16 protein-coding genes are annotated in these 20,815 nt (G+C 56.4%); 7 read left to right on the plus strand and 9 right to left on the minus strand.

Annotated elements, in window-relative coordinates; translation table 11 throughout:
* The first annotated feature begins 56 nt into the window (after positions 1-56).
* The gene (locus tag HEQ72_RS04680) at positions 57-629 is read left to right on the plus strand and encodes a DUF721 domain-containing protein (RefSeq protein WP_168022706.1); all 573 of its coding nucleotides are present in this window, start codon (positions 57-59) and stop codon (positions 627-629) included.
* 178 nt (positions 630-807) lie between these two features.
* On the opposite strand, the gene HEQ72_RS04685 is transcribed toward HEQ72_RS04680, so the two are convergent.
* The 5 genes from HEQ72_RS04685 to HEQ72_RS04705 all read right to left on the minus strand — a co-directional run bounded on the left by HEQ72_RS04685 (position 808) and on the right by HEQ72_RS04705 (position 9,902).
* On the minus strand, positions 808-3,216 hold the full coding sequence (locus HEQ72_RS04685; protein ID WP_168020126.1) for an ATP-binding protein: 2,409 nt from the start codon (positions 3,214-3,216) through the stop codon (positions 808-810).
* Between the two features lie 110 nt (positions 3,217-3,326).
* A complete protein-coding gene (recQ, locus tag HEQ72_RS04690; RefSeq protein ID WP_168022707.1) occupies positions 3,327-5,144 on the minus strand; it encodes a DNA helicase RecQ in 1,818 nt (605 codons plus the stop codon).
* Positions 5,134-7,068, minus strand: coding sequence for a polysaccharide biosynthesis protein (locus tag HEQ72_RS04695; RefSeq protein ID WP_245184159.1), 1,935 nt, complete (start codon positions 7,066-7,068; stop codon positions 5,134-5,136). Before HEQ72_RS04695 ends, recQ begins: the two co-directional genes overlap by 11 nt.
* Before the next feature lie 25 nt (positions 7,069-7,093).
* Complete coding sequence (locus HEQ72_RS04700; RefSeq protein WP_322099215.1) at positions 7,094-8,113, minus strand: glycosyltransferase family 4 protein; 1,020 nt, start codon at positions 8,111-8,113, stop codon at positions 7,094-7,096.
* A 280-nt stretch (positions 8,114-8,393) separates the two neighbouring features.
* Positions 8,394-9,902 carry a UbiD family decarboxylase gene (locus tag HEQ72_RS04705; RefSeq protein WP_168022709.1) on the minus strand — a complete coding sequence of 503 codons (1,509 nt, stop codon included), beginning with the start codon at positions 9,900-9,902 and terminating at the stop codon, positions 8,394-8,396.
* A gap of 191 nt (positions 9,903-10,093) precedes the next feature.
* Between HEQ72_RS04705 and HEQ72_RS04710 the strand changes: the two genes are divergently transcribed.
* Genes HEQ72_RS04710 through fhuF form a run of 3 tightly spaced genes read left to right on the plus strand, consistent with a single transcriptional unit; the run spans position 10,094 to position 13,178 of the window.
* Positions 10,094-11,833: an HD family phosphohydrolase gene (locus HEQ72_RS04710; RefSeq protein ID WP_245184161.1), complete on the plus strand. Its 1,740-nt coding sequence runs from the start codon at positions 10,094-10,096 to the stop codon at positions 11,831-11,833.
* Between the two features lie 15 nt (positions 11,834-11,848).
* Positions 11,849-12,325 carry an NUDIX hydrolase gene (locus HEQ72_RS04715; RefSeq protein WP_168020138.1) on the plus strand — a complete coding sequence of 159 codons (477 nt, stop codon included), beginning with the start codon at positions 11,849-11,851 and terminating at the stop codon, positions 12,323-12,325.
* Positions 12,326-12,380: 55 nt separating this feature from the next.
* Positions 12,381-13,178, plus strand: a complete 798-nt coding sequence (gene fhuF, locus HEQ72_RS04720) for a siderophore-iron reductase FhuF (RefSeq protein ID WP_168020139.1) — start codon at positions 12,381-12,383, stop codon at positions 13,176-13,178.
* Here fhuF and pheT read toward each other — a convergent pair whose 3' ends face one another.
* From pheT to rpmI, 4 genes are all read right to left on the minus strand, one after another.
* Positions 13,179-15,581 carry a phenylalanine--tRNA ligase subunit beta gene (pheT, locus tag HEQ72_RS04725; protein ID WP_168022711.1) on the minus strand — a complete coding sequence of 801 codons (2,403 nt, stop codon included), beginning with the start codon at positions 15,579-15,581 and terminating at the stop codon, positions 13,179-13,181.
* Positions 15,578-16,654 (minus strand): phenylalanine--tRNA ligase subunit alpha, encoded by a 1,077-nt coding sequence (gene pheS / locus HEQ72_RS04730; protein ID WP_168020141.1) that lies wholly within the window; start codon positions 16,652-16,654, stop codon positions 15,578-15,580. Before pheS ends, pheT begins: the two co-directional genes overlap by 4 nt.
* Before the next feature lie 210 nt (positions 16,655-16,864).
* Positions 16,865-17,221: a 50S ribosomal protein L20 gene (gene rplT / locus HEQ72_RS04735; protein ID WP_167805394.1), complete on the minus strand. Its 357-nt coding sequence runs from the start codon at positions 17,219-17,221 to the stop codon at positions 16,865-16,867.
* A gap of 37 nt (positions 17,222-17,258) precedes the next feature.
* A complete protein-coding gene (rpmI, locus tag HEQ72_RS04740; protein ID WP_082811810.1) occupies positions 17,259-17,453 on the minus strand; it encodes a 50S ribosomal protein L35 in 195 nt (64 codons plus the stop codon).
* Between the two features lie 343 nt (positions 17,454-17,796).
* Here rpmI and HEQ72_RS04745 point away from each other — a divergent pair, with 343 nt between their 5' ends.
* From HEQ72_RS04745 to HEQ72_RS04755, 3 genes are all read left to right on the plus strand, one after another.
* The gene (locus tag HEQ72_RS04745; protein ID WP_168022712.1) at positions 17,797-18,861 is read left to right on the plus strand and encodes a TAXI family TRAP transporter solute-binding subunit; all 1,065 of its coding nucleotides are present in this window, start codon (positions 17,797-17,799) and stop codon (positions 18,859-18,861) included.
* Positions 18,862-18,908: 47 nt separating this feature from the next.
* A complete protein-coding gene (locus HEQ72_RS04750; protein ID WP_168022713.1) occupies positions 18,909-20,282 on the plus strand; it encodes a leucyl aminopeptidase family protein in 1,374 nt (457 codons plus the stop codon).
* Between the two features lie 172 nt (positions 20,283-20,454).
* Positions 20,455-20,814, plus strand: coding sequence for a MarR family winged helix-turn-helix transcriptional regulator (locus tag HEQ72_RS04755; RefSeq protein WP_066132937.1), 360 nt, complete (start codon positions 20,455-20,457; stop codon positions 20,812-20,814).
* The last annotated feature ends 1 nt before the right edge of the window (position 20,815 follow it).

Here is a 20,815-nt window from a genome sequence, read left to right on the forward strand (position 1 = left end):
GTTCTGTGCGGCGCTTACACTGAAGGCAGGCCTTGCCAAATGCAAGGCGTTGTCCCATGTTTTCTGGTGTCTTCTTGTTGGATGGTTGTCTTTTGTCCAAGTCTTTGCCCGGTTCTGGAAAACCAGCTTTCGCTGCTGCCTCCCGCAGGTTGGCCCGGGGTCCGTTGGCTGTTGGTGCTGTCAGTGACTTGGTATCACGTCCAATTCTGGGGAAAAACGGGCTCGCCGAGGGCAGTCTGATAGCCAACTGGGCGGCCATTGTCGGTGAGGCTGTCGCAAAACAGACTATGCCCGAGCAGTTGCGTTTTTCCAAGGGAACGCGTGCAAATGGGGAACTGCTGATTCGTGCGGCATCAGGACCTGTTGCTCTCAAGCTTGATCACGATCGCCTGTTCATTCTTGATACAATCAATCGGTATTTCGGTTATCAGGCTGTGGCCCGGATCAAGATCATACAGGCTCCGCTTCCTCTTCCTCCACGGTCATCACGTGTTGCTCCTCCCAGAAAGCTCTCGCATCAAGAGGAAGAGGAATTAAATGATCTCTTGGATGATGTAACCGATCCAGAGCTGCGAGCAATATTGGATCGGTTGGGCCGTCATGTGGTGGCGCGTTCATCGGATGCATAGTGCTGTAGCGCCTATGCGGATTCTATCGTCTGGCTTCCGTCAGGAATTTGCCTATTTTATAGGCATCCCCGTGATTCTCTCAGTCCGGCTGTGGTGAACAGCACTGCCAACAGGAAAAGACCGAACTTATCCACAGATGCTGAGGATAAAAATCCTGCCAGAGATGTGGTGCTCAGCCCTATGTCTTGTCCGATGACAGGGTTCCGGACTTGTAGCTTCCATCTGCAACCTGATCCAGCAGGGTCAGCATCTGGCTTATATTGAAGGGTTTGCAGATATAGTCATCGATGCCGGCATCGCGTGCCCGCTCGATATCTTTCTTCATGGCACCGGCGCTGACAGCAATGATCGGGACGGGGCGATCCAGAACACCGCCACGCAGCCTTTGTGCAATTTCAATACCGGTCATGTCTGGCAGGTGTATGTCCAGAAGAATGAGATCGGGTTTTTCGGACAGTGCCATTGAAATACCGGTGGCGCCGTCTTCGGCCATGACCAAGGTGACATTCTCGCGCAGGTCCATGACGTCGCGCATCAGATCCCGGTTTGCTGGATTGTCTTCAACATAAAGGACCTTGAGAGGTTTCTCGCCGCTTCCGGCGGGAAGTTCCTCGACGATTTCCTCTTTCTTGGCTTTGACGGTGTTGTCGCCGGCAGGCAGATCAAACCAGAACGAAGAGCCGACACCCTGTGTGCTCTCTACTCCAATCTTACCATTCATATGTGCTAGGATCTGGCTGGTGACGGTCAGGCCAATGCCGGTTCCTTCGATGTTGGTTGCCTCAGCACCCAGTCGGTTGAATGGTTCAAAGACTTTCTTGAGCATTTCCGGCGCAATGCCGATGCCGGTATCTTGGACCGTAACCCGGACGTGCCCGGCTTCCGGTGCGGGGCCGATCTTGAAGTACACATGCCCGGCTTCACGATTGTACTTGATGGCGTTGGAGCCCAGGTTGATGATCACCTGCTTCAGACGCGAGCGGTCAGCCATGACGAAGACGGGGTCGGTACTGCCTTCTGCATGAATGGTGATTTGCCGCTTTGCGGCCAAGGGTTCCAGCAGGGCTGTTGATTCCGTTACCAGAAGCCTGACGTCAACATTTTCCACCGAAAGATCAACTTTGCCGGCTTCAATACGTGCAAGGTCAAGAATTTCGTTGATCAGACGCAGCAGGTGATCACCGGCATCCAGAATGTGCTGAACGTATTTTTTCTGGGCCGTAGTCAGTGCATTCGCCGATGCGGCCCGCAACAGCTGTGCAAAGCCAAGAATGGCATTGAGAGGTGTTCTCAGCTCATGGCTCATGCTGGCCAGGAAGTGGGACTTCGCGGCATTGGCACGTTCAGCTTCTGTCCTTGCTTCGTCCAGGCGTGTCTCGAACAGGCGACTTTGGGTAATATCGCGCCCTGTCCCGCGGTAGCCGGTAAAGTCGCCGTTGAAGTCGTAAACGGGCTTGGCATTGATGCGGAAGTAGAGCCGTTCCTCTATACCCTGCATGCTCATGTCATAACGGATGAGAGGTGCGCGCTGCTCCATCATTTCTTCAATGGAGTCCGCTCCTTGGCTGACGTCTGATATGGTTCCGTTTCCAACCAGTTCGCTCAGGCGTCGGCCAACAATGCGTTCCCGTGCCAGACCGGACACGCTGAAGAAGCGATCCGAGACGAGGGAGATGCGACCATCCAGGCCTGTTTCCCAGAACCAGTCGGAAGAAACCTCGGTCAGGTCCTTGAAACGCTCTTCGCTTTGGCGCAATGCCTCCTCGACCGAGCGCCGTTCCATGATTTCTTGATTAAGGTGGGATGTGCGTTCCTCAACGCGCAACTCAAGGGCATCGTTGGACTTGCGGAGATTCTCTTCGGCCAGGCGTCTGGCCTGCAACTCTGCTTCGGCAGAGCGGAGCAGGCGGTTGAAGGAGAGGACAAGGAAGCCGATTTCGTCGTTCTCATGCCCGCGTGGGATGGGAAGTTCGCGCAGGAACGCGGCATTCTCTTCCGGTTCATGCAGGCGGGCAACAATCTGCGTTAATGGCCGTGTTGTGGTGTGCAGGTAAACCAGCGACAGAAGGGCGGCCAAGGCAACGGTTTGGACCAGAACGCTGATCAGGTTGAGAACAGCCCGTTCCAGGAACGGGCCGGCCGTTCTTCTGGGCGATATTTCGGCTTCCAGAACCCCGATGCTTTCGATTCTACCCCCGGGCTGCACCTTGGTAAGGTCCCGTCGTACAACGTTGGGTTTATCAAAAAGAAGTTCATATAGAGCCGATTCTTCGTCCGGAGCCACTTCAATAGCAGCCAAGCGGTCACCCAGGTCACTGATGATTCGGGCCGACACGATGGGGCCGTCGGCAACTAGGCCACGCACAACATCATTGGCCAAGTCTGTATCAAGTGTATAGGCAGCCTGGACGCCTGCATAATGAAAGGCATCCAAAGCCCTTAGGGCCGACAGGTTTGTGTTATGGTTGTGTTGTGCGTAGTCTCTTGCTACCTGGATAGCGCTGAGCACCAAGCCGAGCAGCAAGGCGATGGCCAGCGTGTAGCGCAGCTGCCTTAGTGTCAGTCGGTCACGGGTCTTCAGCTGCATGCACCACTACTCCGGGTAACGGCCTGCATCAGGGTCTACCGGAGAAGAGTATGATATTCTCCTGTAAAAGGGCACAGCCTTTGTTCAGCTTATTTGCCTACTGTATGTATTCATGTGATTTCAGGTCCTGTATCCGGTTCAGATCCCCTGATTATGACGTCCAGGAAATCTTGGCCGTAACGACCAAGTTTACCGCATCCGACCCCGGGGACTTTTGACAGGGAATCAAGGTGAACGGGCTTTCTGCGGGCCATCTCGAGAAGGGTGGCATCGTGAAAAATAACATAAGGCGGCACACCTTGTGCACGCGCCAGTTCAAGTCGACGGGCCCTCAGGGCATCAAACAGAATTTGCTCGGCAGGCGTTTCAATCAGGACACGTTTTCCTGTCGCGCTTCTTTGTTCAACAGGATCCCGTCGGAACGAGACCCGAGCCTCTCCCCTTAGAACCGGCAGGACATCATGTCCCAGTATCAGGGCGCCATTCTGGTCGGGAGCCGCTATCGCGTGTCCCATGGCAATCAGCTGCCTCAGAATGGATTTCCACTCATTTGCAGAGCGACTCCGGCCAATTCCAAATGTAGACAGGTGTTGGTGGCCCATGTCCCGGATTCTGTCGTTTTCCTCTCCCCGCAAGACATCGACAATATAGGCCACGCCAAAGCGTTGGCCTGTACGATAAATGGCGGAGAGGGCCTGTTGTGCTGCTTCAAGGCCATCGAACGTATCCACCGGCTGGAGGCACGTATCGCAGTTGTTACAGGGAGATGCTGAATCACCGAAGTACCCCAGCAGGACCTGGCGTCGACAGCAGGTGGTTTCGCAGTATCCCAGCAGGGCCGAGACCTTCTGTCGTTCAACTGCTTTCTTGCTTTCCGACGCGTCTGATGCCTCGATCATCTGGCGAATCTTGGCCGCATCCTGCAATCCGTAGACCATCCAGGCATCCGAAGGAAGACCATCACGGCCTGCCCGGCCTGTTTCCTGGTAATACGCTTCCAGTGACCGTGGTAAATCCAGGTGTGCGACAAAGCGGACGTCGGGTTTGTCTATACCCATCCCGAAAGCAATGGTCGCGACCATGACAAGACCGTCTTCCCGCAGGAACTTGTCTTGGTTGGCATGCCGCACATGGCGATCCAGTCCGGCATGATAGGCCAGAGCCTGGATGCCCTGTTCCCGCAGCCACGAGGCTGTTTCCTCGACCTTTGCACGTGACAGGCAGTACACAATACCGGAGTTACGGCTGTGCTCCGTACGTATAAAGTGCAAGAGCTGTTTCTTCGGCGCATTCTTCAGGCTGACCCGGTAGCGTATGTTCGGACGGTCAAACCCGGCGATGAACTGGGCGCCTTTCCCAAGACAGAGTTGCTCCAGGATTTCCAGCCGCGTTGGTTGATCGGCCGTAGCGGTCAGTGCCAGGCGCGGAACCCCCGGAAATCGCTCTGCCAAGGCAGCCAGTTGCAGATATTCAGGGCGGAAGTCATGTCCCCACTGGGACACGCAATGTGCTTCATCTATGGCGAACAGGGCCAGTCGGCAATGATGCAGTTGATCAAGGAATGCCGGCTGCATCAAACGTTCCGGCGCGACATAAAGCATATCAAGCTCTCCGGCCCGCATGGATCGCCCGGTCTCGACAATCTCGGAAAAGGACATACCGGAATGCAGGCCTGCGGCTTTTACGCCCAGTTGCCGCAGCATCTCCACCTGGTTCTGCATCAGGGCAATCAACGGGCTGACAACAATCGCGATTCCATCGCGGCACAAGGCCGGAATCTGGTAGCATAAGGATTTGCCGCCCCCGGTCGGCATCAGAACCATGGCATCCCCGCCTGCGACAACATGGTCAATGACAGCACGCTGATGTCCGCGGAATTGTTCGTAGCCGAAGACCGTCTTCAGAATGTGAAGCGGATCAGCGCGCATCGTGTTTCCGGGCAATAGAAACACTCTCCACCGATCCCGTCGGGGTATACTCCGGGACCAGCGTGTGAAGAATATCAAGAGCCTGCCCTTCTGCACCATCCCGGCAGGCGTCTTCCAGTTTCTTTATGTGGTCCTCCAGCTCGTCAAGATTTACGATCCTTGGTCGTGCAAGCAAGAGTCCTTGGTAGCGGGTTGGAACCGGTGGCTCTGAGCCGTGGAAGATTTCCTCGAACAGCTTCTCGCCCGGGCGTGTTCCCGTAAAGGCAATCTGGATATCCTTCCCCGGAACCAGTCCAGCCAGCCGGATCATCTGCGTTGCCAGATCGACAATGCGCACGGGTTCTCCCATGTCCAAGACAAAGATACTACCGCCATAGGAAGAATCAGCATAACCAATTGCGGAGGCTTCCAGGACCAGTTCAACAGCCTCGCGGATTGTCATGAAATAGCGTGTCATATCCGGGTGTGTGACGGTCAGGGGCCCCCCGCGTTCCAACTGGTGGCGGAAAAGCGGAACAACTGAACCTGTCGATCCCAGAACATTTCCAAAGCGTACGGTTACAAAGCGGGTTCGGCCACTGTTACATCCCTCAAGATCCATGCTCTGGCATATCATTTCAGCCATGCGCTTGCTGGCCCCCATGATATTGGTCGGGTTTACGGCCTTGTCAGTGGAAATTTGGACCATGACAGATACGTTATAATCCCGGCATGCCATCGCAATAATGGATGTGCCCAGTGTATTGGTATCGATCCCGTCCAAGGGATTCTGCTCGACAATCGGAACGTGTTTCAGGGCGGCAGCATGCAGCACGATATCGGGTTTTGTTTGCTCAAACAGGGTGCGGACGCGTGTGCGGTGACGAACGTCCAAGATATGGGTCTGCCTGGGAATCGCCGGCCATTTCTCTTGCATCTCCAGATCAATGGCATAGAGCGCGTACTCGGAGTGATCTCCCAGAATCAAAAGGGATGGATCAAGCAGCGCAACCTGTCGAACCAGTTCACTGCCGATGGATCCCCCGGCTCCGGTAATCAGGACACGGCGCCCTTGGATCAGGCTCCGCATGGCGTCCCGGTCCAGCGTTGCCTGTGGACGGCCCAGCAGATCTTCGATGGCAACCGGTCGGACAGTAATTTTTTCTTCAATCCCCTCGCGCAGGTCACTGATCCGTGGAAGCCGCGACATGGGAATACCTATGGCATCGGCTTGGGTAAAAAGGGTTTTCAGTGTGCTGGGAGCAATGGCGTCATCTGTGATAATCAGGCGCAGAGGAGGGGTACCGTTTTCCTGTAATTGGTTGATAACATCCGTGAACCGGTCAAGTGTACCGAGAACCTCCACACCCCTTATGTAACGGCCAATACGACCTTCATGCAAGGACAGGATGCCCAGTACAGCATACTGGGCATCCGGTTTGCGCTCCATGTCACGGATGAACAGATCCGCCCCGTCACCGGCACCAATCAGGAGAACGGGGATGCGGTTTGTTCCAGCCGACGATGTCATGATGTTGTGCAAGCTGCGGTCTTTCCAAGCCCTGTAGGCAAAGCGAGGCCCACCCAGAAGGATCAGCAGGACAAACCACAGAATGAAGGGTAGTGAGCGTGGGAAGGAGTCAAGGCGCGTGAAGAGAAAAAGGACTGGCAGAAAAAGGAGAATGCTCAGGCTTACAGCACGCGACAGGGCCAGAAGATCACGGACCGATGCATAACGCCAGATCCCACGGTACAGGTTATTCCAGCGGAATACGACAGCGCACAATCCGACGAAGATCAGCCCCCCGGTTAGTATGGGGCCGGACACGAGTGCTTCTGCGGCACTGTCGCCAAATCGCAGCCAGACAGATACCGCAAAGCCAGTGGCTGCCATGACTAAATCATGGAGATAGACAACATCGGGACGAGACAAAAGACGACGCATGGCAGATCCGTGGGACATAGGGCGCCTAGACTAGCGTGCGTCGCGTGAAACGGAAAAGAAGAAAGAGTACCGGAATGCACGCAAAAAGAATTCCCGCAGCCAAGCCACTGGTCACGGACAGTATGGTTGCAGCCAGCAACGCCATGTTTCCAGCCATAATGTATAGCGTTACAGCGCTGTGAGAGAGCCCGCCGCGGTGCACGGCAACCTGATAAAAATGTTCACGATGTGCTTGGGCAATCGGTCTTGCCGTTGCAATACGTCGGAGTAACGTAAGGGTCGCATCGACCAGATAATATGCCGGAATAATGAAAGCCGCTGCCAGATAACCGGTTCCTGCCAGCATGACCAGGAGGAACCCGGTCAGGAATCCCAGCGGAATGGAGCCGACATCCCCGAGGAAAAGACGTGCCGGGTGCCAGTTGAAAAGCAGAAAGCCGATGGAGGCGCCAATCAGGGTCATACCCATGCCGGCCCATGGTATATTGGCATCAAGTCCGGCAATACCGGATAAAACAACAATCCCAAGGCCGATAGACCCTGTTTGCATGCCGGTAATGCCATCAATGCCGTCCATGAAGTTGTATAAATTCAGAAACCATACCCAGCTGATGATAGTCACTATGCGATCTGCCCACAGGGGCACTTCTCCCTGCAGGACAAGCACATGATCTGGTAAACTCAGGGCTGCGCCCGTAACCGCGATGACATGTATAGGAAACCGTAGTCGTCGTTTCAGGTTGATCCGATCATCAATCCACGATAGCCCGTACAAGAGGAGAGCCATGGCCAAGGTGATCCAGACCGTAACAGGAGGATTACCGGGAAGCATGACCAAGGCTGCTGCCCATCCGGCAATGACAACCAGTGTTACCGCCAGTCCGCCGCCACGGGGCGTTGGCTCTGTATGGCTGGAGCGCTCGTTGGGCACATCCAGGACGGCCTTGGTTTTTAACCAGAACAGGACAAGACGTGTACCGGCAACAGAGAAGGCCAGGGAGCCTAGACCAAGCAGGATAACTGTCAGATCAGGATACGTTGGCACGGGGTCTCCGGGGCAGAAGTGTAGAGCCTGAATAGGGAATACAGCCTCTGTGCCACAGTATGCAATCCCTCGCAGAGAGTCTGTGTCGCAAGGCTGTTCTGAACCTGATACCGATGCAGGCAGGTGATGTGTCCGCGACTTTTGCGGATATATCAGCCCTGCGTCGCGATACGGGCTATTCCCCGTTGACGCCGGTATGGAGCGATTTGTTGACTGGTATCGTGCTACTATGGTGTTTGAGGTGGATGGCAGATGCCTTTCCTGGCTTCTGCCGCATCACCTACTTCCAGATCGGTGTACCATGTCCGGGCAGTCCGTAGTGCGCCCACTTGCGTGTGACTGTTTCGATGACGTCATCGGACATGCGTATTTTCTCGCCCCATTCGCGACGGGTTTCCGGCGGCATCTTGTTGGTGGCATCCATGCCGAGCTTTCCGCCCAGTCCACTTTCCGGGCTGGCGAAGTCCAAGTAATCGATCGGCGTGCCATCAACCACCATAATATCCCGTGCGGGGTCCATACGCGTTGATATAGCCCACATGACGTCCTTCCAGTCACGGATATTGATGTCATCATCAACGACGATCACAAACTTGGTGTACATGAACTGACGCAAAAAGGACCACACGCCCATCATGACCCTGCGGGCGTGACCCGGGTAGGCTTTTTTGATGCTGACGACAGCGATACGGTAACTGCATCCTTCCGGTGGTAGCCAGAAGTCAACGATTTCGGGGAATTGCTGGGATAGCAGCGGGACAAAGACATCATTCAGGGCTTCTCCCAGAACGCTTGGTTCATCGGGGGGGCGTCCGGTAAAGGTAGACAGATAAACGGGATCCCGGCGCATGGTCATGCAGGAAACCCGGAAGACGGGGAAGGATTCCACGCTGTTATAATATCCGGTATGATCACCATAGGGGCCTTCGTCACCGAATTCGTCCAACATGACATGCCCTTCCAGGACAATTTCGGCCCCGGCCGGCACTTTCAGTGGAACGGTCTTGCAGTCTACCAAGTCTACTTTTTTGCCGCGCAGCAGTCCGGCAAACTGGTACTCCGAGAGTGTTTCGGGGACCGGAGTGACAGCCGCCAGAATTGTGCCGGGATCAGCCCCAAGAACAACAGCTGCTGGCATAGGCTCTGTTTTTGCCTGTCCCCAGCGGCGGTAATGTTGTGCCCCGCCACGATGCTGCAACCAGCGCATCAGCGTTGTGTTCTTTCCGGTTACCTGCATGCGGTAAATGCCCAGATTGAATACATCTTCGCGTTCTTTGCCCGGACCTTTTGTGACAACCAGGGGCCATGTGATCAACGGAGCCGGTTCGCCCGGCCAGCATGACTGGATCGGCAGGCTTGACAGATCAACCTGATCCCCGGAGATAACAATGTCCTGACACGGTGCAGAGCGCACGTTTCCCGGTTTCATGGCCATGACGGTGCGCAGAAGAGGCAGCATGTTCCATGCCTCGCGGAAACCTCCCGGTGGTTCGGGTTGCTTCAGGAAGGCCAGCATTTCGCCAACGCCCCGCAGTTCATGGGCTGTGCGGTCCATCCCCATGGCGACTCGCTCCACGGTTCCAAACAGATTGACCAGGACGGGCATGGCATACGGGGTTCCATCAGCCCGGACCGGCTTCTCAAACAGGACGGCAGGCCCCTGTTCCGCAAGAAGGCGGGTCTGGATCTCGGTCATTTCCAGTTCTGTGCACACAGGTTCGTGAACCCGGTACAGCTGTCCCTTCTTTTCCAGGACATCCATAAACTCGCGCAGCGAAGCATAAGGCATTGGCAGGACTTCCACTTTGGCTGTCTGATTCAGGGGGTCGAGGTCCCCTTTGGTTGGTCCAGTCGGCCACATTACACCGGACCAGCCCGGGATGCAGATCCTTTTTGTCCTATCCTGTTGGCGTTCCCTGATCTTGACCTGTTCGTATGCATATGGCAGGCAAGGGCTGTGAATGCATGCGGGAGACTGGCATGGAACGTGGGGAGAACCCTGATCAGGACAACCGGGGTATTGCGGACCGTGACCGGGTTCTGTCGCGCCTGATAGAGCTGGGCATTGCCCTGTCGGCCGAGCGCGACCACAACCGGTTGACCGAAAGGATTCTGGTGGAGGCCAAGAATCTGGCTAACGCAGATGGTGGCACGTTGTATCTGCTGTCTGAAGACGGGCGCAGCCTGCATTTTGATATTGTTCGCAACGATACGCTCAAGATTGCCATGGGAGGGACAACCGGGATTTCTATCCCCTTTCCTCCGTTGCCCCTGTACGATCCGGCAACCGGGGCCGGTAACCGCGCTAATGTTGCAACCTGTGTTGCCTTGACGGGGGAAAGCATTGTTATCGGCGATGCGTATACCGAGAAAGGGTTTGATTTCTCCGGCACCCGTCGGTTTGATGCGGGGACCGGTTATCGTTCCCGTTCCTTTTTGACACTTCCCCTTCGCAACACGGCTCGCGAGGTGATCGGTGTCCTGCAGCTTATCAATGCCCGGAACAGTGAAGGGCATGTGGTGCCATTTGGTGATGCCATAAGGCCAATGGTGGAAGCCTTGGCCAGTCAGGCTGCTGTGGCAATTGACAACCAGAAGCTTCTGCAGGGTCAGAGGGATCTGCTGGACAGCTTTATTACCGTGCTTGCCCGGGCTATTGACGCCAAGTCCCCTTATACCGGGGGACATTGTGAACGCGTACCGGTTCTGGCTGAAATGTTGGCCAAGGCAGCCTGTGATGCAACATCTGGCCCCTTTGCTGATTTCAGTCTGGATGCGGACCAGTGGTATGAGCTGCATCTGGCAGGCTGGTTGCATGACTGTGGAAAGGTCACGACGCCGGAGTATGTTGTTGACAAGGCAACCAAGCTGGAAACGATCTACGACCGTATTCATGAGGTTCGTACCCGTTTCGAGGTCTTGCGACGGGATGCCGAGATTGCCATGCTGCGGTCCAGTCTGGATGGCACCCTCTCGCGTGAGGAGTCCGAAACGCGTTTCGCAGCCCGCTGTGCGGAGCTGGATGAGCAGTTCGCCTTGGTTGCCCGCCTGAATGTTGGGGCCGAGCGAGCCGACCCGGTGGATATCCAGCGTCTTGCCGCGATCGGTGCCCAGACATTTATTCGTACGTTTGATCGCACTTTGGGGCTGTCGTGGGAGGAGAAACAGCGTCTGAGTGAGGCGGAGCGTACCCCGGTTCCTGCTGTTGAAACCCTCTTGCAGGATCGAGATGATCATTACGTTGGCATCTACAATCGTGGCGAGGTTTATAATCTGTCGGTGGAGCGCGGCACCCTGACGGCCGAAGAGCGCCAGGTTATCAATGACCACATTGTTGTTACGCAGGATATGCTGTCCCAGATGCCATTTCCCCGCAAGATGCAACGAGTCCCTGATATCGCGGGGAATCATCATGAGAAAATTGACGGAACCGGCTATCCACGGGGTCTGCGGGGGGAAGACATGGGGGTAACCGAGAAAATGATGGCTGTGGCCGATGTCTTCGAGGCCTTGACGGCAGCAGATCGTCCCTACAAAACTCCCAAGAAGATCAGCGAATGTCTTCGTATCCTGCAGTCCATGGTAGAAGCGGGGCATCTGGATCGTGATGTCTTTGAACTTTTTCTGAAAGCCGGGGTTTATCGTAATTATGCGCAGCGTTTCCTGCACCCGGACCAGATGGATGATCATGCCTGTACATCATTTCTGCCAAGGTCATGATTGCTGGAACAGCCTATGAACAGTCGCTATCCCCGCTTTCCGGTGCCGGCTGTCCTGGCTGTGGTCCCAAGAGCCAACCGCGTTCTCCTTGTCCGTCGTCGTCATCCCCCTGATGCCGGGAGCTGGGGATTCCCCGGGGGACGTCTGGAGCTGGGGGAGCCGCTGTTGGCTGCGGCCGAACGGGAGCTGCACGAAGAGACAGGTGTGCGTGCCCGCGGGGTTGTGGCCTTTGCTGCCTTTGATGTCATTGATCGGGATATCGCCGGTGCTGTGCGGTATCACTATGTGCTGAATGCGGTTTACTGCCAGTGGGAAGATGGTGATGGAGTCGCTGGAGATGATGCGGCCGAGGTGGCTTGGGTCCGGGTTCGGGATTTCCACACGCCGGCCCTGATCGGGCAGGGCGGCGGAACGCTTGGTGAGCAAGTTCCTTCGCTGGCGCGTATGGGATGGCGTATGGCCAGAACGTTGCGCCGGGAGAAACCGGTATGATTGTCATTCAGGAAACAGGGATGTCGGTCCGTCTGTATAAGGCGGGACAGCTTTCATGAGAACGGCATTGAAGAAAATGTTCCCGGGCCCCCTGAAAACATGGTCTCAAGCGATTGTCTTTCCCGATGATACCCGCCGCTTTGTTCCCGGTTCTGCCCTGCAGGACAAGGCAGTGGTTCGTGATGTATTGGAACGTTTTTCCCGTTCGTATGGTGTTCAGCCGGATGATTGTTCCTTGGTATCCTTGTGGGCCCAGAGGTATTTCGACATTGTTTTGCCAGGCCTGCTGGGTTTGTCGCTGGTGATGGAGCGGCACACCGCAACGGCGCTGGATCAGGTTTCGATTGTTTTTGATGATGGTGGATCTCCTGTCGCCTTGCGTCTGGATGAGCCAGAGTTGGTTGTTGATACAGGGCTTCCCGGCTCACTTGCTTACGTGTGGTCTCTTGTTGATGATCACATGGAACCGTTCATTATGGCTGTTTCCGAAGCGGTGCATATTGCGCCCCGTCTTTTGTGGAGCAATGCGGCCTGGGCCGGGGACTGGGCTTTGTCATGCCTTGCTGCCCGTTCCTATCGTCCCCGGCGTGCCGAGGCGGTACGGGAAGCGTTGGCCAATGAATTGTACAGGCCGTCTGGTCAGGACAATCCACTCCATCATCCCGTTGTGCGTCTGGATAACGGCGGACTCCATCGCAGGCTTTGCTGTTTGCGTTATCGGCTGCCTGGCTTTAATACGTGCACCAGCATATGCCCCGGTGATACCGGCTTTGTGCACAATGCCTCTTCCCTTGATTCAGGGGCGAAGAAGGAAAGCCCCCCGTCATGCAGTGACGACAGGGGGATGGCCTGATCAGGCGCGCTGTGTGCCACCGCTTGCTTTTTCGACGGCTGCAACAATCTTGTGACACACACCGTCGATGTCTTCGTCCGTCAGGGTTCTGTCTATCGGTTGCAGGGTTGCCGACAGGGCAATTGATTTTTGACCTTCCGGTACATTCGGCCCTTCATAGACATCAAAGACGCTGACCGCTGTTATTAGTGTTTTGTCCGCGCTGCGTGCAGCGCGCAGCATGGTGTCTGCACAGATGTCCTTGCCCACAACGAAGGCAAAATCCCGCTCCAGGGGCTGGAATGGAGATGCTTTCAGCAGGGGGCGAGCCTTTCCCGGCTTGTTCCGTGGAAGGGGGAGTGCCTCCAGGAAGACTTCAAAGCCAACCATGCTTCCCTTGGCATCCATCATGCGCTGGACGCGTGGGTGTATCTCTCCGAATGTCGCGACAAGGGTTGGGCCAAGGCGCAAGGATCCCGAACGACCTGGGTGGTACCATGCCGGGGCATCGGCCGTGATTTGCAGGTTTACCGTTGCAACGCCGACAGCTTCCAGAACGGCCAATGCATCGGCCCGCGCATCGAAGACATCCACTGTTCGTGGGCGTGTGTCCCAGTGACGCGGACCCGTCTTGCCGGTCCGCAGGCCCGTTGCCATCAACTTTTGCTGCCCCGGCATGCCACCCTGGAATTGGGGTCCTGTTTCGAACAGCCCGAGATCGGTTATGCCACGTGCAGCGTTGCGGCTTGCTGCCGCAATCAGGTTCGGCAAGATTGAAGGGCGCATGACATCCAGGTCAGCAGAGATAGGATTGGCAAGGCGCACGCTATCCTGGCCGCCACCAAAAGCGTGGGCGTGATCAGACGACATGAAGGACCAGGTTACAGTTTCATGCAGGCCACGTGATGCCAGTGTCCGGGCCACAAGGCGTGTGATTTTCTGGCGTGGACTCAGGATACGAACCGGCATGCTTTTTCGTGGAAGAGGAATGGCCTCAAGATTGTCATAGCCATGCAGGCGTGCGATTTCCTCCACAAGGTCATGCTCTGCCTCCAGGTCAACCCGCCAGGACGGGGGGGCGGCACGAATAACCCCGTTCTCCAGTTTTGGTGCACATCCCAGACGGTCGAGCAGGCTGAGCATCTGTTCAATGCCAACGGTCATGCCTACCAGTTTCTCAACCCGCTCCGGACGCAGGGTTATGGATTTCTGCCATGAAGGCGCGGTGCCAACCGTGACGATATCGCCCGGTTCTCCGCCGCACAGGTCCATGATCAGGCGGGTGGCTCGTTCCATGCCTTCTATGACCGAGGCAGGGTCAATCCCGCGTTCAAAACGATAGCGGGCATCGGACACAATGTTCAGGCGTCGCCCGGTTGTGGCAATGCGTGCGGGATCAAACAGGGCTGCTTCTATGATGACGTCTGTTGTGTCTTCCGTGCAGCTGCTTTCCATGCCGCCAATGACGCCACCGACAGACTGCACGCCCTTTGCATCTGCAATGACAACCATTGAGGTGTCCAAAGTGCAAACGCGGTTGTTCAGGGCCAGAAGGCTTTCTCCTTCCTTGGCCATGCGCACGGTCAGCGGGCCGGATATACGCCCGGCATCAAACACGTGCAGGGGGCGATTCCAGCCAAATGTGAGGTAATTGGTGACATCGACCAGGGCTGAAATCGGGCGCAGCCCGATAGCGTTCAGGCGGTTCTTCAGCCACGCCGGGCTTTCACCATTGCGCACGCCGCGGATCAGGCGCCCAGCAAAATAAGGACAGGCGGTGTCGGCGTCTTCAGGCAGGTCACGTATGATGGACAGGCCACTCGTAAACGCCGCAGGTACAGCGGTAACAGCCAGCGTGTCCGCCTTCAGCGTTCCCAGTCCTGCTGCGGCCAAGTCACGTGCGATGCCCCTGATACCCAGGCAGTCAGCCCGGTTCGGGGTTACCGAAATGTCAAGGACAGGGTCCAGGTCCAAGGCTGTGGCGAGTGGGAGTCCGACAGGGGTGTCATCCGGTAGTTCAATGATGCCGTCGTGGTCCTCGCCCAGGCACAGCTCGCGGGAGGAGCACATCATCCCCTGGCTTTCCTGGCCCCGCACGGTCCCTTTTTTCAGGACATCGCCGGTTGCCGGGATAATGCAGCCGGGAACCGCGACTGCAACCTTGATCCCTGCACGGGCATTGGGGGCACCGCACACGATCTGCAGCGTCTTGTCCCCGATATCAACCGTACACAGCCGCAGTCGATCCGCATCGGGATGCTTTTCTGCTGTCTTGACATGACCTGTTGTAAAACCGTCCAAGGTTGCGGCCGGATCTGTGATGCTTTCAACTTCCAACCCGATCGAGGTCAGGGTTTTTCCGATCTCATCCAATGAGGCATCGGTTTCCAGATGATCTTTCAGCCAGGACAGGGTGAATTTCATCGGGTCAGCCCTCCGGTCAAGCTTGGTACGTCGTGTGGGGCAAAGCCGTAGTGCTTCAGCCAGCGTGCGTCGGATTCAAAAAAGGTTCGCAGGTCGGGGATGCCGTACTTCAGCATGGCAATCCGCTCCAGCCCCATGCCAAAAGCAAAGCCCTGATACTCTTCCGGATCCAGCCCGCAGGCTTTCAGCACATTGGGATGCACCATGCCGCAGCCCAGAATTTCCAGCCAGTCAGTGCCTTCACCAATTTTCAGCTCACCCCCCTTGCGGGAGCATCCGATATCCACCTCGGCAGATGGTTCCGTAAACGGGAAGAAGGAGGGCCGGAAACGGACCGGAACATCGGGTAATTCGAAGTAAGCCTCTACAAATTCCTTCAGGCATCCTTTCAGATGCCCCATGTGTACGGCCTTGTCGATGACCAAGCCCTCGATCTGATGAAACATCGGGGTGTGGGTCATATCGGAATCACACCGGTAGGTTCGTCCGGGAATGATCACCCGGATGGGTGGTTTTTGTGCCAGCATGGTGCGGATCTGTACCGGGCTGGTATGGGTGCGCAGCAGATTCCGTGTTCCGTCTTCCTGTTCGGAGAGAAAGAACGTGTCATGCATCTCGCGGGCAGGATGCCCCGGCGGGAAGTTCAGGGCCGTGAAGTTATGGAAGTCATCCTCGATGTCCGGGCCTTCAGCAACGGTAAAGCCCATCTGGCCGAAAATGGCGACTACCTCATCCCAGGTCTGACTGATCGGGTGCAGGGTGCCAGATGTTTCAGGGCGCACCGGCAGGGTTATGTCAACCCGCTCAGACGTCAGGCGTGCTTCCAGGGCGGCTTCGGCAAAAGTGGCTTTACGGCTTTCCAGAAGGGCCGCAACCTCGTCTTTGACGGCATTGATCGCTTGGCCAAAGCTGCGTCTCTCCTCGGGCGTCATGTGGCCGAGTGTTTTAATCAGATCGGTAATGCGCCCTTTCTTGCCCAGCGCGGCAACGCGCACGGCTTCAAGAGTGTCGGCATCAGGGGCGGATTGGACCGCGTCCAGAAGCTCGTTACGCAGGGTATCCAGAGTATCCATGGATCCAGAACCTTCCCGGAACAGTCAGGGGGAACAGGGGCGGATGCCCCGAACGGGCTACCGGAGGGCTATGCTTCCGGATAGTTTTCAGCAAAGACAAAGAAAAAGGGCTGCCCCGTAGCGAGCAACCCTTCTCAGGCACTACACCGAAAAGCCGTCTGCATGGTAGACGACCGTCCGGCATGTCAGGGCACCATGGGTGCCCTCTGATCAGCCAAGAGCAGCCCGGGCTTTTTCGACCAGCTTGCCAAAGGCTTCCGGCTCTCTCACGGCGAGATCAGCTAGGACCTTGCGGTCAAGCTCGATACCGGCCTTGTGCAGGCCATCGATAAAGCGGGAGTAAGTCAGGCCCAGCTCACGAACACCGGCGTTGATACGCTGGATCCACAGTCCACGAAAGTCGCGCTTTTTGTTGCGACGATCGCGGTAGGCGTACTGGAGGCCCTTTTCGACTTTTTCAATCGCAATCCGGAAATTGGTGGAATTGCGGCCCCGATAGCCCTTGGCGAGCTTCAGGACTTTTTTGTGACGGGCATGGGAGGTAACGCCGCGTTTCACACGAGACATGATACGATTTCCTTATCCTGAACGGTGAATGACGGCGTCAGCCGTGCATGTACAGCTTGACGATCCGGGCGTCACTGTCGCACAGGATCATGGTGCCACGAGCCTGACGCTTCATCTGCTGGGGCTTGTTGCGCAGCATGTGACGCTTGTAGGCAACGTTGGCACGGACTTTGCCGGTACCGGTCAGGCGGAAGCGCTTCTTGACAGCGCTTTTGGTCTTCATCTTGGGCATTTTTCAGTCCTTGACAGTTCTGGTCCTGCCCGGTTCCACATGTGGGCCGGGCTTCTGTTGCTGCGGGTGGGCATGCCCGGCACCTTGACTGCCGCGCAGCCTGATGCACAGCCTCGCCGCTCGCAAACAGAGCCGATCCCTATACAGGATTGTCAGGGGAAAGACAATCCCTCAAAGAGAAACTACTTTTGCGGGAATTCTCTGGTCCCGGTGGACCAAAAATGTCTATGGCCGTTTTGATGGGCTCATGTTTGTATTACTATCTGTTTCGTCATTGTTTTTTCAGGGTGTCTCCTCGCCCTGGTGCTTGGTCCCGGTCGTTTTTTCCTTCCGGAGGTTTATCGTGTTTGTTGTGTCTGCGTTTTCCGGATGGCGGGGACTGGTGGTCGCTGGTGTGATTCTCGCCTGCGCCATGGCTTTGATCTACCCTGCTTGTGCCGGCGAGTCTGACAGCAAGGCCAAGGGAAGCGCGGATGTCCGCTTTGTACGTATTGGTACGGGTCCAACCGGTGGAACGTACTTTCCCGTTGGGGGATTGATTGCAAACGCACTATCCAACCCACCGGGCTCGCGCCCCTGCGACCGGGGCGGGAGTTGTGGGGTGCCCGGATTGATTGCAGTTGCACAATCAACAAATGGATCCGTTGAGAACGTGGAAGGACTGGCGCGTGGGGACCTTGACTTTGCCCTTGTGCAGGCAGATGTCGCTTTCTGGGCTCAAAGTGGCTCCGGGCTTTACAAGGGAAAGGGGGCTGTCACCGAACTCAGGGCGATTGCCCGTCTGTATCCGGAAGCCGTTCATCTGGCTGTGCGTGCGGATTCGGGCATAACATCGGTGGCGGGACTGAAAGGGAAGCGTATAGGTGTCGGAGAGGAGGGATCCGGTACCTTGGTGGGCTCCCACATTATTCTTGAAGCCTTCGGGATCAGTATGGGTGACATCAAGCCGATTTATAAAAAACCAGGGGAGGATGCAGATGATCTTATCGCCGGTTCCCTGGACGCCATGTTTTTTGTTTCCGGGGCTCCGACGCAGCTAATTGTGCGTTTGCTGGACAGCGGATCCGCACGCCTCGTTCCAATTGAAGGACCGGCTGTGGAACGCCTTGTCGGGCGTTATCCATTCTTTTCAAAAGGGGAAATACCGGAAGATGTCTATGCTGGTATGGGTGGCAAGCCGATACGTACCGTTACAGTCGGCGCCCTTCTGGTTACGACCACGCGCACGCCTGCGGATTTTGTTGAGGCCATTACCCGGTCCATGTGGCATCCAAGTCACTTGATCCTTTACAGCAAGGGGCATCCGCGGGCAGCTTCCATGTCTCCGGATACGGCCCGGGACGGGCTTGGTATTCCCCTTCATGATGGGGCACGCAAGGCTTACACTGACATGGGCAAAGGCGATTGAGTGCGAGTCTTGTTGCTTTTGAAGTACGCTAAACAGACAGGATAGAAATGCCTCTTTCGGTTTTTGTCAGCCCAACAGAGATAGACGCGCCTTCTGTGGTTCGTCCGGTTCGTTTGGTCCTGGCGGGGGACGATCTCCCTTCTTTTGCCGCAGCATCTGGATTTACTGCCGGGGTGGGCGAGATGTGCCTCTTGCCGTCCGGGGATGGATCTGTATCCGGTGCCTTGGTAGGTCTTGGCAATGGCCTTGATCCGTGGGCCCTGTCTGATCTCCCTTTGTCTCTTCCGGCTGGAATCTGGTCCCTTGATGGTGTGCGAGATCCAGATGATGCCGTACGGTTCTGTCTTGCATGGGCTTTGGGAGCTTATAGCTTCAATCGCTATCGCCGTCAGGAGGAGAGTGTACCTGCCCGTATGGTCTGGCCCGCAGGCGTTGATCGTGCGGCTGTGGGTCGCTGGGTTGGGGCTATTGAGTGGGTTCGTGACCTGGTTAATACACCGGCGGAGGATATGGGGCCGTCCGAACTGGAGGATGCCGCCCGTGGTTTGGCCCAACGCTATGGGGCTTCTCTCGAGGTTATTGTGGGGGAGGCTCTGTCAGATCGCAACTATCCGGCCATTTATATGGTTGGGCGTGCCTCGCCGCGCGCTCCGCGTCTGATTGACATACGGTGGGGTGATCCATCTGCGCCCAGGCTGACCTTGGTTGGCAAGGGGGTGTGCTTTGATACGGGCGGTCTTGATCTCAAGCCCTTTTCCGGTATGCGCCTGATGAAGAAGGATATGGGCGGAGCCGCGCATGCCATGGCGTTGGCCGGCTTGGTCATGGATGCCCGGCTGCCGGTTCGGCTCAGGGTTCTGGTACCGGCTGTGGACAATGCCGTGGCAGGCAATGCCATGCGTCCGGGTGATATTCTAAGAACCCGCAAGGGGCTGACCGTTGAAATATCCAATACAGATGCGGAAGGTCGGTTGATCCTTGCTGATGCCCTTGCCGAAGGGGATAGTGAGAAGCCGGAGCTGATGATTGACTTTGCTACCCTGACCGGCGCAGCACGTGTTGCCCTGGGGCCGGAACTTCCGGCACTTTTTTCCAACCAGGATACGTTGGCCGCTGACCTTGTTGCAGCGGGGCAGCGCGAGCATGATCCCTTGTGGCATATGCCGTTGTGGGATGGTTACCGCTCCATGATCGAGAGCCGTATTGCGGATCTGGACAATGCACCGGAGGGGGGGATGGCTGGTGCCATTACGGCAGCCCTGTTCCTGCAGTCTTTTGTGTCGGATTCCACGCCGTGGGCTCATATAGATCTATTTGCCTGGAATCAGAAAGCGCGTCCCGGTCGTCCGGTTGGTGGAGAAGCCATGACGCTGAAAGCAATCTTTTCCGTACTGCAGGATCGTTTTGTACAGCGTATTTAGCAGCATGCAATTATGTTTGTCTTTTTTCTCCATTCTGTTGAGCCTTGGCAAGGCAGTCGTTCCGGATGCTGAATGTTTCTGTTCTTTTTTCGGGCGTTGGCCGATGTGACCGTTGCATGCAAAATAGACGCAAGGCCATGAGGTCGAGTTTCCTGGTAACGTCGGGTGGGAAATGGATATCAAGATTTCAGCTGTAGAGGCGCTTGATCTATGGCGCGGTGCGATTGTCGAGAGTGTTCGTCGGGAGGCACCGGACTTGTCTGCCCGCCAGATGGCCCTGTTGCTGACGGTTTATCTGACGCCTCCTCCTCATACCGTACGGGGGCTTGCGGCAGAACTGAATGTTTCCAAGCCCGCCATTACCAGGGCTGTGGATCGGCTTGCTGACTATGGCTTGCTCAAGCGCAAGATGGACGACCATGACCGCCGCAGCGTTCTTATTTTGCGTACGGTCAAGGGGTCGGTGTTTCTAAGTGAGTTCGGCGATATTATCGGCGCTGCGGCGACGGAAGCAGAAGGGCTTAATGCTTGAT

Origin of the sequence: Haematospirillum sp. 15-248 (assembly GCF_012102665.1) — a bacterium.
In the GTDB taxonomy this organism is placed as follows: domain Bacteria; phylum Pseudomonadota; class Alphaproteobacteria; order Rhodospirillales; family Rhodospirillaceae; genus Haematospirillum.

What these genes read in the sequence shown, in the direction of transcription:
- HEQ72_RS04750 (WP_168022713.1), top strand. Translation starts at nt 18,909, where the DNA reads ATGCCTCTTTCGGTTTTTGTCAGCCCAACAGAGATAGACGCGCCTTCT.
- HEQ72_RS04680 (WP_168022706.1), top strand. Translation starts at nt 57, where the DNA reads ATGTTTTCTGGTGTCTTCTTGTTGGATGGTTGTCTTTTGTCCAAGTCT.
- rplT (WP_167805394.1), bottom strand. Translation starts at nt 17,221, where the DNA reads ATGTCTCGTGTGAAACGCGGCGTTACCTCCCATGCCCGTCACAAAAAA.
- recQ (WP_168022707.1), bottom strand. Translation starts at nt 5,144, where the DNA reads ATGCGCGCTGATCCGCTTCACATTCTGAAGACGGTCTTCGGCTACGAA.
- HEQ72_RS04715 (WP_168020138.1), top strand. Translation starts at nt 11,849, where the DNA reads ATGAACAGTCGCTATCCCCGCTTTCCGGTGCCGGCTGTCCTGGCTGTG.
- HEQ72_RS04695 (WP_245184159.1), bottom strand. Translation starts at nt 7,068, where the DNA reads ATGCGTCGTCTTTTGTCTCGTCCCGATGTTGTCTATCTCCATGATTTA.
- fhuF (WP_168020139.1), top strand. Translation starts at nt 12,381, where the DNA reads ATGAGAACGGCATTGAAGAAAATGTTCCCGGGCCCCCTGAAAACATGG.
- rpmI (WP_082811810.1), bottom strand. Translation starts at nt 17,453, where the DNA reads ATGCCCAAGATGAAGACCAAAAGCGCTGTCAAGAAGCGCTTCCGCCTG.
- HEQ72_RS04685 (WP_168020126.1), bottom strand. Translation starts at nt 3,216, where the DNA reads ATGCAGCTGAAGACCCGTGACCGACTGACACTAAGGCAGCTGCGCTAC.
- HEQ72_RS04705 (WP_168022709.1), bottom strand. Translation starts at nt 9,902, where the DNA reads ATGCCTTATGCTTCGCTGCGCGAGTTTATGGATGTCCTGGAAAAGAAG.
- HEQ72_RS04755 (WP_066132937.1), top strand. Translation starts at nt 20,455, where the DNA reads ATGGATATCAAGATTTCAGCTGTAGAGGCGCTTGATCTATGGCGCGGT.
- pheT (WP_168022711.1), bottom strand. Translation starts at nt 15,581, where the DNA reads ATGAAATTCACCCTGTCCTGGCTGAAAGATCATCTGGAAACCGATGCC.
- HEQ72_RS04710 (WP_245184161.1), top strand. Translation starts at nt 10,094, where the DNA reads ATGGAACGTGGGGAGAACCCTGATCAGGACAACCGGGGTATTGCGGAC.
- pheS (WP_168020141.1), bottom strand. Translation starts at nt 16,654, where the DNA reads ATGGATACTCTGGATACCCTGCGTAACGAGCTTCTGGACGCGGTCCAA.